Origin of the sequence: Labrenzia sp. THAF191a (genome assembly GCF_009363335.1) — a bacterium.
GTDB lineage: Bacteria > Pseudomonadota > Alphaproteobacteria > Rhizobiales > Stappiaceae > Roseibium > Roseibium algicola.
Window position 1 is genome coordinate 5,949,857 of the sequence record NZ_CP045333.1, and the last position, 13,722, is coordinate 5,963,578.

At 60.0% G+C, this 13,722-nt stretch carries 8 protein-coding genes; 7 read left to right on the forward strand and 1 reads right to left on the reverse strand.

The window, feature by feature from the left end; all coding sequences use genetic code 11:
- Positions 1–326: 326 nt before the first annotated feature.
- Positions 327–4,388: a peptidoglycan-binding protein gene (locus tag FIV05_RS27300; RefSeq protein WP_152511683.1), complete on the reverse strand. Its 4,062-nt coding sequence runs from the start codon at positions 4,386–4,388 to the stop codon at positions 327–329.
- Between the two features lie 422 nt (positions 4,389–4,810).
- Between FIV05_RS27300 and FIV05_RS27305 the strand changes: the two genes are divergently transcribed.
- The 7 genes from FIV05_RS27305 (at position 4,811) to FIV05_RS27335 (ending at position 13,266) form a co-directional block, all read left to right on the forward strand.
- The gene (locus FIV05_RS27305; RefSeq protein WP_023001777.1) at positions 4,811–5,272 is read left to right on the forward strand and encodes a MerR family DNA-binding transcriptional regulator; all 462 of its coding nucleotides are present in this window, start codon (positions 4,811–4,813) and stop codon (positions 5,270–5,272) included.
- Positions 5,273–5,604: 332 nt separating this feature from the next.
- Positions 5,605–7,401 (forward strand): acyl-CoA dehydrogenase C-terminal domain-containing protein, encoded by a 1,797-nt coding sequence (locus tag FIV05_RS27310; protein WP_152511684.1) that lies wholly within the window; start codon positions 5,605–5,607, stop codon positions 7,399–7,401.
- A 104-nt stretch (positions 7,402–7,505) separates the two neighbouring features.
- A complete protein-coding gene (locus FIV05_RS27315; protein ID WP_023001779.1) occupies positions 7,506–8,144 on the forward strand; it encodes a glutathione S-transferase in 639 nt (212 codons plus the stop codon).
- 27 nt (positions 8,145–8,171) lie between these two features.
- Entirely contained in the window at positions 8,172–9,380 is a 1,209-nt protein-coding gene (locus FIV05_RS27320) for an acetyl-CoA C-acetyltransferase (RefSeq protein WP_152511685.1), read from the forward strand.
- 2 nt (positions 9,381–9,382) lie between these two features.
- Complete coding sequence (locus FIV05_RS27325; protein ID WP_023001781.1) at positions 9,383–9,766, forward strand: cupin domain-containing protein; 384 nt, start codon at positions 9,383–9,385, stop codon at positions 9,764–9,766.
- Positions 9,767–9,784: 18 nt separating this feature from the next.
- A complete protein-coding gene (locus tag FIV05_RS27330; protein WP_152511686.1) occupies positions 9,785–11,995 on the forward strand; it encodes a 3-hydroxyacyl-CoA dehydrogenase NAD-binding domain-containing protein in 2,211 nt (736 codons plus the stop codon).
- Between the two features lie 149 nt (positions 11,996–12,144).
- The gene (locus FIV05_RS27335; protein ID WP_152511687.1) at positions 12,145–13,266 is read left to right on the forward strand and encodes an AraC family transcriptional regulator; all 1,122 of its coding nucleotides are present in this window, start codon (positions 12,145–12,147) and stop codon (positions 13,264–13,266) included.
- Positions 13,267–13,722 lie beyond the last annotated feature (456 nt).

Consider the following 13,722-nt stretch of genomic DNA (forward strand, 5'->3'; position numbering starts at 1 on the left):
CGGTTTGGTTCGGTTCGCCGATTTTAGACAAGTGCCAGGCGGAATTCGACCATTGCGTTGCGGATATATCCCGCGTTTCGGTCTGTTTTTGAAACCACGCCTATAGTGCTTCGCATTCGAATATCTGACTGCATTCAGGGTCTGCCTGTTCCATCGGCGAATAGGCAGTAGCGCCGTTGGCGAAGAATTTTCCATTTCGTGTCACCGTGAACAAACGATGCGGGCCGCAATGTGAGAACACCCAGCCGGGCATCTAGCCCGGCTGGGTGTTCGTTTCATCAGGTCGCCGTTTGTCGCGCCCATCCCCGGATGCCTGAAGGGATGGTTTAAATCGCCTGGCTCTTCAACTCGTCCAGCAGACGGTTGTCGACTTCTCCGGTTTCCGGCATTCCGATGCTCCGCTGGAAGGCGCGGATCGCGCTGCGGGTGCGCGGGCCCATCTGGCCGTCCGGGGTACCGGTGTCAAAACCGAGGTAGTTGAGCTTGTCCTGGGCTTCCTTGACCATGGCCGTGTTGTCGGGCGCCTGGATCGACACCTTTTCCGCCGGCAATGTAGCGCTGTCCACCCAACCCGGCTCCATCGTCACCTTGTTGGCCGCCGCGTTCGGTGTCTTCAGCTTGAAGTTTTCGACCGCGAGCCGGGCATTGGCCAGGGTTTCCTGGTCCATCATGTTGGCGACATCGTCGCGGCGCTTGGCTGCTTCCGGATCGCCCTGATCGGCTGCAATCGCGAACCATTTGTAGCTGGCGACAAGGTCCTTATCGACGCCGATGCCGCCGGCATAGAGGATGCCCAAGTTGAAGAGGCTGTCCTTGACGCCGAAATTGGCGGCTTCTTCGAACCACTTGGCAGCAGCTGCATAGTCAGGCTGTTCACCACCTCCCTCGGCATAAAGAACCGCGAGGTTATGCATGGCCTTCGCATTACCGGCTTCGGCTGCCTTGGAATACCAGGCCTTTGCCTTCGGCAGGTCCTTGTCGACACCACGGCCCTTTTCGTAGAGGCTTGCGAGCCTGTACTGGGCAGGCGCGAGCCCCTTGTCGGCCGCTTTCTGATACCAGACTGCTGCCTTGGACAGATCCGCCGATACACCGCTGCCTTCGGTGAATTTCACACCCACCAGGAATTCTGCGGCCGCATTGCCGCTGGCAGCAGCGCTACGCAGCGCCATCGGGCCAACGCCTTCCGGCGGCAGATTTGCAAGGAGGCTTGCCGGAGCACCCGCTTCGCTTGCCGGTTGGAACCCGGACACAGTGCTTTCACCTGCTTTGCCAAAGCTGCTTGCAACGCCTGCGGGCGGCGCGAACGCCAGTTCGGTTTCAGGGGCAAGCGGACCGGACGCGGAAGCAGCCTCAACATTATTGCTTTCGGTAACCGGTGTCGTTTGCGGCGGCGCGGACTGCGCTGATGCAACGGCCGGGGCCTGTTCTGGCATCGTGTCGGCTGTCTCGTCCGGCATCGCACTGACAGCCCCGGTTTCTGCGCCTTCAGCCGCAGATCCGACGCCGCGGCTCTCTGCAAGAGCGACCTCGCTGGTAACCTCAACGTCCGGCTGAACGTCGGCTTGTACCGGAGCAGCGTCTGCCATTTCCGGCGCAGGAACAGCTTCAACGGTTTCCGGCGTGTTCGCGGCAAGCTGATCGGCCTCTTCCGGGCCACCGGTTGCCAGGCGGAACACCTGCAGTGTTCCGATCAACAGGACAACGGCGGCAGCCGTATAGAGAATGGCCCGACGACGGCCGCTGGAGGCCTGCGGAGCTTCCGGTGCCGGGCGATCACCCGGCAGAACGGTAGCATCCTGGGTTTCAAACGCCTGGTCGGCAACGTCCTCGGCATTCAGCTCCAGATCTCCGACCGGTTCGGCCTTGTCTTCCTTCGCAGCGGACTTGTCGCGCTTGAGAACGTTGCGCAGCCAGCCGACACGGGCCTTGCCGCGTTCCTCATCGGCAGCTTCAGGTTCTTCCGTTACCTTCTGCCGCTTTTCCAGCTGTGCAGCTTCCGCGGAAGCTGCCTGTGCTGCGCGGCGGGCTGCTGCGATGAAGTCTGCCTTGCGATCACGGGTCCGGTCATCGGCACGCGGTGCATCAGCGGTCTGCTGCTCGCCTTCCGTCTTCCTGGCCTGGGGGGCCTTGGAGAACAACGGGGCCGGTTCGTCAACCTTGATCGGCGAGAAGCTGGAGGCCGGCGTTTCACCGAAGTGGTCGGCACGTTCCAGGTTGTCAAGGCGCTCGGTCAGCGAGCCCAGCACGGACTTGACCCCGTCAAAGGTGTTCCGCGTCCGTTCGTCAGTGCCTTCAGCAGCGTCAAGCAACCGCTTCAGATCGGACTGAAGTTCCGTGATGGCCTGATCGTACTGGCCGCTTCCTGGTGCCGGTGCGCTTTCGATCGCTTCCCTTGCCGCTTCGCGGGCGATGCCCACAACGTCCGAGCGGGTTTTTTCCAGGCCCTTCTCGATCCGCTCCAGGAACGGCGAGAACTGCTCCATGCTGAACGCCTGCGTAGACGTGCTTTCGATCTGTTCCGCAAGCGCGGCAACCTTGGCTCCGAGCTGTTCGAAACGGCTGTCGTCGGTAACATCGGCACCCTTCGACACGATCTGCGCCAGATCGGCAATCCGCTGCTCGAGCGCTTCTGTCGATGCCGGTGCGGACACGCTGGCACGCATGGATCCGATCTCCGCGCGCAGCTTGTCGAGGTCGGATGTCGTGACCGTGTCTTTCGGCTGATCCAGACGTGCAGTCAGATCGTTCAACCGCTCCTGAAGCTGGGCCATGAACTTGGTGTCCGGCGCATTGCCGCCGGACCGCATCGCGGCCGCATCCAGAACCGGCACGGGGCGCGCGGACTTCTTTTCGATCGCATCGATCTTGCCGGAGATCGTTTCCAGACGCTGTTCCAGCGCTGCAAAGGCGCCCGTGTCGGTCGACGGAAGCGGACCTGCCTGCTCCATCCGCTCGAGACGGTCCACGATCTCATCGAGACGCCGGTCAACCTGACCCAGATGCTGAGTGTCCACCGGAGCTGCGCGGTCGTCGGCCATCATGCCGACGATGTCTTCCAGGCGGCCCTGCAGCCTGGAGATCGTTTCCGGCTCGGGCATGCGCTGTTCCATGGCGGACAGGCGGCTGTCCAGGCCGCGCTGTTCCCGGGCCAGGACTTCCAGATCGTCGAGGCGGCCGGACACGAACTTCATCCGGTCATCGATACCCTCGACAAGACCCTTGATATCGATCTGTTCGACAAAGCCGCGCACTTCTCGCAGTTCCGCGCGAAGCGGTTCGATATCGGCATGGCCCTTGCGCTGCAGGAGCTCTTCCATGCGTTCGGCAATGCTGACGACCCGGTCTTCCAGCACCATCATGTGCTCGGACCGCGGCAGCGCGGCAAAGGCGTCCTCGATTTCATTGAGGCGCGCAGTCACACCGCGCAGGACGCGGGGATCCACAGACGCACGGGACAATTCATCGAGGCGCTGCAGGATATGGGCATACCCGTGCTCGAGGGTCTGGAGTGCCCCTTCCACGTTCGTGCGGCCGACCATGTCCTTCAGGTCGGCGACTTCCTTGCGGATCTCGCGGGCAAGCTGGTCGTTCTTCTTGTCGGCGCGCAGACGCTCGACCATGTCGGACAGGCGACGCAGTTCCGCATTCTGCCGGCTCACGGTTTCATTGGTGCCGCGCGACAGGCCGCCAAGTGCCTCGCGCAACGAACCAAGCTCATCGCGAACCTGATTGAAGGCCTGTTCCTGCGGCGCTCTCAACGCGTCGATGCGGCGGCCGAGGTCCTTGTAGATATGCATGGACGCTTCGCTTCTGGAGCGTACGTCCCGATCGCGCTGGCGGGAGGGCTGCGGCGCATATTGCGCTTCGTAGGCATCGTCCTCGTCATAATAGGGTTCGTCAGCCGGCAGATTGTCGATGGCATAGCTTCCCGGGCGAGGACGTGGCGTCGGCGCTGGCCGAAGCGACTCATCCCGGTAGTCCGCGCGATGCTCCTGGCGATAGTCTTCCCTTGGGTCCGGTCTCGCAAGCCCCTGCACCTGTTCGTCCAATCGGTCGAGCGCACCCATGACTTCATCAATGCCCGGCTCGCGCCGAGACACCCTGCGGCGCGGTGCAGACTGGTGAGGCTCCGGCCGACGCACTTCGGTCCGGCGTGGTTCCGCCTGGTCGGCCAGTAGCCGGTCCAACTCGTCGGCCACGGCGTCGAGATCCTCGTCACGTTCCTCGGAGGGATAACGGTCATTTTTGCCAAGCGCCGTTGCAGTGCGCGTCAACCGTTCTATCCGGTTTCGCGCCGGCTCGCGGCGTGGTGCATCGTAAAAGTCGTCGCCTTCATACGCATCACGGCCGCGGCGTCCTGCCTCGTTTTTCTTCCAAGCCGGCATCTCTTGACCCTGGGCTGACGGTCATTCAGACCGCTGATGAAACAGGCTGCGCCATGATTCCGTCGAGGACGGGACAGGCACAGCGTTTTGAAAGACTTTGTCGTTTTAGGGTAAACAGGCCGTTAATTGGCCTTGCTAAATGCAAAAACAGACTGTTTTCGAATGAAAATCCGATGTTCACGCGATCAGGGTGACGCGAATCGGCAAACGCTGCGTTAACGAATTTTTCCCCTGCGACCTTCCGTGACTGGACCTTAACGCAAACGTAAGCTAAACAGTGCGCAAGAAACCGGCTGAGCCACTGTGCACACAACCGCATCGCCTGAGAACGCACTGGAGATCATGTCTTCGGAGCGGGTTTCGAAAACTGCAAAACATCAACGATGAGCCGGACAACGGCTGAAAAACGAGAACAAACTGCTATGAGCGAAGCGCTTTCGATCCTCAATGAAGACGATCTTGTGGACGTTGTGTCCGCAAACGACGACAGCACGAAGAAAACCCAGTTCACAATCGGCGACCTGGCGAAAGAATTCGACTGCACCCTGCGCACGCTGCGCTTTTACGAAGACAAGGGGTTGCTCAACCCCAAGCGCGACGGCCTGAACCGCGTCTATAACCGCCGCGACCGTGCCCGCCTGAAACTGGTACTGATGGGCAAACGCGTTGGCTTCTCCCTGTCCGAGATCCGCGACATGCTCGACCTTTACGACCTGCGCGACGGTCAGGTGACGCAGCTCCGCGTCGCCCTGTCCAAGTTCAACGAGCAGATCGCCGTTCTGGAAGATCAGCGCAAGGACATCGAACAGGCCATCGAGGAACTGTCGCGCACTGTCGAGATCGTTTCCGGCATGCTGAAGCACAAGGAAGCGGAAGAGGCATAAGTCCCTTTCCTTTCGACCTCAGAGTTTTGAAACCGCTGGCGGCAACGCCGGCGGTTTTTGTTTGTGCGGACGTCAACTTGCAATTTCTGCGAGAACAGACGCCCTTTTTCCAAAAACTGTGAAATTCCCCAAAAACGACACCTCGCAACACGATTTCGCGTACGGGACCTTCGGAAATCATTCCCATCAGCATGTTTTAGGCGTATTTTTTTGACAACCCTTCCGTTGGGACACCACTTGCCGGGCAATAACAACACGCGTATATAGGCCTCAAGGTGACGTTTACGGAAACGTAAGGTCGAGACATAAACGGCAGATCTGGGAGGATTTCCATGCCGAGCTATACCGCTCCCGTCGATGACACGCTTTTCCTGTTGAAGGACGTGTTCGGCTATGACCGATATTCCAACCTGCCAGGTTTTTCCGATGCGCCTCTCGACCTTGTGGAAGCGATCTTGCGCGAAGGTGGCAAGTTCGCGGAAGAAGTTCTCCAGCCGCTGAACCAGACCGGCGACAGCGAAGGCTGCACGCGCAACGACGACGGCACGGTCACGACACCAAAAGGCTTTCTGAAAGCCTACAAGGCGTTTTGCGAAAACGGCTGGGGCACCTTGTCGGCGGACGCGAATTACGGCGGACAGGGCCTGCCGCATACTCTGACCACTGTCTTCAATGAATTTGCCTCTTCGGCAAACATGGCTTTCTCGATGTACCCGGGGCTGACTGCAGGGGCCGTTGCGGCCCTGACGATCCACGGCACGGATGATCAGAAGCAAACCTACCTTCCCAACATGATCGCCGGAACCTGGACCGGCACCATGAACCTGACCGAACCGCACTGCGGAACGGATCTCGGCCTCATCCGCACCAAGGCGGTGCCGCAAGCCGACGGCTCCTACAAGATTACCGGTACCAAGATCTTTATCTCAGCCGGTCAACACGACATGGCGGAAAACATCATCCACCTGGTGCTGGCCCGCATCGAGGGTGCCCCGGACGGCACCAAGGGCATTTCGCTGTTTGTCGTGCCCCGCAACGCGATCGGCGACGATGGCTCCGTGGGAGACAACAATGGCGTTTCCTGCGGCTCGATCGAGCACAAGATGGGCATTCACGGCAACGCCACCTGCGTGATGAACTACGACGATGCCACCGGCTGGCTGGTCGGGGAAGAGAACAAGGGCCTGCGCGCCATGTTCACCATGATGAACGAGGCCCGCCTCGGCGTTGCGGTTCAGGGGCTCTCCCAGTCGGAGGTCGCCTATCAGAATGCCGTCATCTACGCCAAGGATCGCATCCAGGGCCGCGCCCTCACCGGACCGAAAAACCCGGACAAGCCCGCCGACCCGATCATCGTGCATCCGGACGTGCGCCGCACCTTGATGCAAATCCGCTCGTTCAACGAAGCCGCTCGTGCTCTCGTCATCTGGACCGCGCTACATGGCGATGTCTCGCACAGGTCCGACGACGAGAAGTCCAAGCAGTTTTCCGACGACATGATGGGACTGATGACACCTGTGCTCAAAGGCGTTCTGACCGACACCGGCTTTGCCAACGCGGTCAATGCCCAGCAGCTTTACGGTGGCCATGGCTACATCAGCGAGTGGGGCATGGAGCAGTTCGTTCGCGATGCCCGTATTGCCATGATTTACGAAGGCGCCAACGGCATCCAGGCACTGGACCTCGTCGGCCGCAAGCTGCCCGCGAACGGCGGTCGGGCAGTCATGAGCTTCTTCAACGAGGTCAATACCTTCCTGAAGGAGAACAAGGACAACGAAGCCCTTGCCGCCTTCACCGGGCCATTGAAGAAGGGCATGGACGATCTTCAGGCCGCGACCATGTGGTTCATGAACAACGCCATGAAGAATCCGGACAATGCCGGAGCCGGCTCCGTCGACTACATGCATCTCTTCGGACTTGTTGCCCTTGGCTACATGTGGGCGAAGATCGCAAAGGCCATTCAGGAAAAGGTCGCGGAAGGTGCAGGCGACAAGGCCGAATGGCTGGAAACCAAGCTGACCTTCGGGCGTTTCTTCATGGAACGCACCTTGCCGGAAACCGGTGCCCATCTTGCCCGAATCTCGTCCGGGTCCGAAACCATGATGTCGGTTGCCGCGGACGCTTTTTAAGGCGTCCGCGGGCCAGCTCGCTGATGGCGGAAATTTGAGCCCGCAAATCGAAACCGGCGGCTATAGTCGCGTTCCAATTTGATTTGCGAGGGGAATTTCAAGTTATGGCTGAATACGTTCTTCACTGCATGGCCCAGTCGGGACACTCCTACAAGGTGGCCCTGATGCTGGAGCTGTGCGGCGCCGACTGGAAGCCGGAGTGGGTGGATTTCTTCAACGGGGCCACCCGCACCGAAGAATTCCGGGACACGCTGAACGAGATGGGTGAAGTGCCGGTGCTTGTGCATGGTGACGACATCCTGACCCAGTCCGCCGTCATCATGGACGACCTGTCCGAGAAGTTCGGCGCCTTTGGCTGGGAAAACGATGAAGAGCGGCGGGAAATCCTGCGCTGGACGATCTTCGACAACCAGAAGGTTTCCGGCTTGCTCGGTCCGCTGCGCTTCCTGCGCACATTGATGAAGACCGGCGAGACGGACGTCGTCAAATGGCTCGACGGGCGGTCGAAATCCGCCCTTGCCATCCTGGACAAGCATTTCGCGAAGAATGACTTCGCCATCGGCAAGAAGCCGACAAGCGCTGATTTCTCGCTGTGCAGCTACCTCTTTTACGAAGGTGAGCTCGGGATTGATCTCGAGGCTTATCCGAATGTCACCAAGTGGCTGGGGCGGATCAAGGCTCTGCCCGGCTGGAAACATCCTTACGACCTCATGCCCGGCCATCCCTTGCCGGATAAGACCTGAGGCCAATCCGATCTAGAGGAGGATCTGATGCCCGAAGCCTATATCTACGACCACGTGCGCACTCCGCGCGGACGCGGCAAGAAGGACGGTTCGCTGCACGAAGTGCCCGCCGTCCGGCTTGCGGCCACCGCGCTGGAAGCGATCCGCGACCGGAACGGTCTCGACACGACCCGGGTGGACGACGTCGTCCTGGGCTGTGTCGACCCGGTCGGGGAAGCCGGAGGCGACATTGCCCGTGCGGCGGTGTTTGCGGCCGGTTACGACAAGTCGGTTCCGGGCATGCAGATCAACCGCTTCTGCGCCTCCGGTCTCGACGCGGTCAACATGGCTTCGGCCCAGGTCATGGCAGGCCAGCACAAGCTGGTGATTGCCGGCGGCGTGGAAAGCATGAGCCGTGTCGGCCTTGGCGCCTCCGGCGGCGCCTGGCCGATCGAGCCGCAGGTGGCCATCCCCTCCTATTTCATGCCCCAGGGCGTCTCGGCTGATCTGATTGCCACCAAATACGGTTTTTCGCGCGATGACTGCGATGCCTATGCGGTGGAAAGCCAGAAGCGCGCCGGCAAGTCCTGGGAAGATGGCCGGTTCTCCAAATCCGTCGTGCCGGTGAAGGACGTGAACGGCATCACCATTCTGGACCGGGACGAGCACATGCGGCCGGAAACCGACATGCAGTCGCTCGCCTCGCTCAACCCCTCCTTCGAAATGATGGGCAACATGGGCGGTTTCGATGCGGTCGGCATCCAGGCCCACCCGGAAATCGAAAAGATCACCCACGTGCACCACGCCGGCAACTCCTCCGGCATTGTCGATGGCGCTGCCGCCGTTCTGATCGGTTCCAGCACCGCAGGCCGTTCCTCCGGCCTGAAGCCGCGTGCCCGCATCAAGGCTTTCGCCAATATCGGTTCCGAACCGGCCCTGATGCTGACCGGTCCGGTGGATGTTACAGAAAAGCTTCTGAAAAACGCCAAGATGGACATCAAGGACATTGATCTCATCGAGATCAACGAAGCCTTTGCCTCCGTCGTCCTGCGTTACCAGCAAGCCTTCGATCTTGATCCGGCAACGGTCAACGTCAACGGCGGTGCGATTGCCATGGGCCATCCTCTTGGAGCCACCGGCGCCATGATCCTTGGCACCGTGCTCGACGAACTGGAACGCCGCGATCTCAACACCGCCCTCGTCACGCTGTGTATCGGCGCGGGCATGGGAACAGCGACCATCATCGAGCGGGTCTGATCATGATCAGCAACATCGACAGGGAATTCGCCCAGATCACCGACTACTGGTCGCCGCGTGTGGTGGCCGACGTCAACGACCAGAGCGTCAAGCTTGCGAAGCTGAAAGGCGAGTTCGTCTGGCACGACCACCAGGACGAGGACGAGCTCTTCTTCATCATCAAGGGCAGCCTCACCATCCGCTACCGCGACCGGGACGATGTCGTCCTGAACGCCGGCGACATGCACGTCGTGCCCAAGGGCGTCGAGCACAATCCGCTCGCAGAAGACGAATGCTGGGTGATGCTGTTCGAACCCGCAGAGACCAAACACACCGGCGACGTTGTCGTCGACGGCACGAAGACGGCTGCGCAACAGCGCGCCCATCTGCAGTCGACCGGCGCCTGACCCGAGGAGGACCATCAAATGAGCTACAAGAATTTCACCGTTGAAACCGATGAGGACGGTTTTGCCCTGATCACCTGGGACATGCCGGAAAAATCGATGAACGTCATCGATCTGTCGGTCATGGACGAGCTGGATGCCCTGGTCGACCAGGTGGCAAGTGACGACGCCATCAAGGGGGCCGTGATCACGTCCGGCAAGTCCACCTTTTCCGGTGGTGCCGACCTGACCATGCTGGAAGGCCTTCTGAAGGACTTTCACATCAAGCGCGGTAACGATGCGGAAGCTGCGGCCAAGGCTCTGTTCGAAGGATCGCGCAAGCTGTCTCAGGTCTACCGCAAGCTGGAAACCTGCGGCAAACCCTTCGTCGCCGCCGTTGCCGGCACCTGCATGGGCGGCGGTACCGAACTGGCGCTGGCCTGTCATGGCCGCGTCGTTGACGAAGGCCTGAAAATGGGTCTGCCGGAAGTCAAGGTAGGCCTCTTTCCGGGCGCCGGTGGCACCCAGCGTGTCATGCGCATGACGGACGGACAGCAGGGCATGCAGTTTCTGCTCCAGGGCCGCACCCTGCGGGCACCGCAGGCCAAACAGATGAAACTGGTGGATGAAGTCGCCCCGACCAGGAAACTGGTCGCCGCCGCCAAGAAGATGCTGAAGGCAGGCCTCGACCCGGTCAAGGACTGGGACAAGAAGGGTTACAAGCTGCCGAACGGCAAGGTCTATTCCCCCGCCGGTTTCCAGTTCTGGCCGGCCGCCAATGCGATCTACCGCCGCGAGACCTATGACAACTATCCGGGTGCCCGCTACCTGCTGCGCTCCGTCGTCGAAGGTCTGCAGCTGCCGATGGATCTCGCGCTTCAGGTGGAAAGCCGCTACTTCGCCAAGGTGCTTCAGGCTCCGGAAGCCGCCAACATGATCCGCTCGCTGTTCGTCTCCATGCAGGAGCTGAACAAGCTGGCCCGCCGCCCGGTGGACCAGCGCCCGAACAAGATCCGCAAGATAGGCATTCTCGGCGCAGGCTTCATGGGTGCAGGCATTGCCTATGTCACGGCACAGGCGGGCATCGACGTCGTCCTGATCGACCGCGACCAGGAAGCCGCCGACAAGGGCAAGGCTCATTCCGAAGAGCTGATCACCAAGGCGATCAAGCGTGGCCGGGCGAGCGAGGAGCAGAAGGATAAGCTTCTGTCGAAGATCACCGCCACCGTCGATTATGAAGCCCTGGCAGATTGCGATCTGGTGATCGAAGCCGTCTTCGAAGATCGCGATATCAAGAAGGCGGTGACGGAGAAGGCCGAGGCGGTGATGAAGTCTCGTGCCATCTATGCTTCCAACACCTCGACCCTGCCGATCACCTCTCTGGCGCAGGCGTCCAAGCGGCCGAAGAACTTCATCGGCATTCACTTCTTCTCGCCCGTCGACAAGATGATGCTGGTGGAAGTGATCCTCGGCAAGCGTACGTCCGACCGCGCACTTGCCGTGGCGCTCGACTATATCAAGGCCATCAAGAAGACCCCGATCGTCGTCAATGACAGCCGTGGCTTCTACACCTCGCGCGTGGTCATGACCTATATCCGCGAAGGCCTGATGATGCTGGCGGACGGCGTTCCGGCGGCGATGATCGAGAATGCGGGCAAGATGGCCGGCATGCCGGTCGGACCGCTGTCGCTTGGCGATGAAGTGGCGCTGGATCTTGCCTGGAAGATCGTCTCTGCAACTCGCAAGGACCTCGGCGTCAAATACGTCGAAGGCCCGCTCGACAACATCCTGGAAGAGATGGTGGTGAAGCAGGAACGTTTCGGCCGCAAGAACGGCAAGGGCTTCTACGACTACAAGGGCAAGGACAAGAGCCTGTGGCCCGGCATTCCGGAAGTCACCGGACAGCCGAAGCCTGCAGAGAGCTTCAACATCGAAGAACTCAAGCAGCGTCTCCTGGTGATGCAGGCGCTCGAAACCGCCCGCATCTTCGAGGAAAAGTGCCTAACGGATGTGCGTGAAGCCGATGTCGGCTCCATCCTTGGTTTCGGCTTCGCGCCCTATACCGGCGGTACGCTCAGCTATATCGACATGATGGGCACTCCGGCCTTTGTCGACTTGTGCAAGAAGTTCACCCGCAAGTGGGGACCGCGTTTCAAGCCAAACAAGCTGCTGAAGGACATGGCGAAGGAAAACGAGACGTTCTACGGCAAATTCCCGCCGAAGGCGGAGGCCAAGGTCAAGGACGCAGCCTGATCGACAACCGATGCCGCTTCCGGACGGGAGCGGCATCGCCCTGTCGCATTCGCCAGCAATTGTTAGCATTTTACGACAAAACTTGATCCGGCGTGACTTGTCATGCACAGTTCTGCCTGGAATTAAGCATGGGCAGGCTGGAGATACGAATGCCGCTAGATGGCGAATGGGCGCGCTCGGATGTCTTCCGCGTTCTGCGCGACATTTGTTCGAACGCCAATCTGGACTGGCCTCAAATGGCCAGGGACTATGAATTCGATCTCGCCAGCCTGGACGACCCGCAAGGTACCGTGCCGATAGCCGCCTGGCATGCCGTTTTTGAACATATCGCCGATGTCCTGGGCGATGACGCCGTCATGTTCGATCTGTTCAACACGATCGACATCGGCTGCTTTTCAATCTTCGACTATCTGTTTGCCTGCGCTCCTTCACTCAGGGAAGCCTGTCAGGCCTGGGCGAAGTTCAGTCCGATCAGAACCAATGCCTATCGGGTAATTTTCGAGGAAGACGAGACCGGCGGCTTCGTGGAATGGCCTATCCTTGAAGGACGCGGTGAATGGCGACAGAACGTGTTCGGACGCATCGGCTGGGCGACCCAGCAGATTGAACATGCACTCGACATGAAAGCGCCGCCAATCCTTATCGAGCTCGCGACCTCACAACCAAATTGCACGTCCAATTTTCAGAAAAAATATCAGGGCCGGATCAAGTTCGGCGCGACCCGCAACAGGATTTCGTTTCCGAAAACGTTGCTCTCCCGCCCGCTCCGGCGCCACGACGCCCACCTTTACGAGATCATCCTGACGTCGGCGAATTCGGAACTGGAAAGGTTCGGCCAGTTTGAATCTCCGCTGTCGCGCATTGCCAACGAAGTTTCCGCCAGTCTGTCGACCGGGACATGCACCCTGCCGCTCATTTCAGCGAAACTTGGCATGTCGCAGCGCGCGGTGCAGAGGCTTCTGGAAAAGGAAGGCACCAGCTTTCGTCAGCTAAGCGAGGAAGTTCGGCGTTCCGCAGCCGAACGATATCTTCTGGGAACGGATCTTCCCATGAAGGAAATCGCCTATCTCCTCGGCTTTTCGGAGTTGAGCACCTTTTCGCGCGCCGTGAAAACGTGGTTTGGCGTCTCCCCCAAGAAGGTTCGGGATGCGCCGCGCTCCAGGTCTCAAGCTTCAGGTACGTCTGCGACGGGCAGCAAACAGCCCCTGCCACGTGCCAGGGTCACTGTGGCAACCTCCTCGACACTTCGCCCATCCGCCGCCACGAAGTGACGCCGATACCGGCCCTTGCAAATGTCTGGACCACGGAGAACCTGTAGTGTCTGGAGAATTGCGGCACGGCGGTTACGGGCTTGTCACCACCGTGCCAGAGATCATTCTTGTTGCCGGCGGTTCCGCCGAGAACACTCGACTGAACCCGCCAATACCGCTATCGGCTGCTCTTTCATTTGCATGAAGAACAGGACGGGTCGATGGCGGCTGGCCCATCCTGCAGTGTGCGCGCCTTTTCTGCCGGTTCAGCACTTGTGCAAGTCCGGCGGCTGTCTTTCACCGCAGGTAGAGGAAGGCAGACCGTCGCGGTTGTGGGTGGCCGCAAACGATCTAGATGCACATTCCTGAAAGTTTAATACGCCAACCTGGCCGCTGCGTCTTTGGCAGGAAGCGAACAGAACTTTACGAATTACGACACCAAACTTAATTAATTAGAAATTTTACAAACTGCCTTCG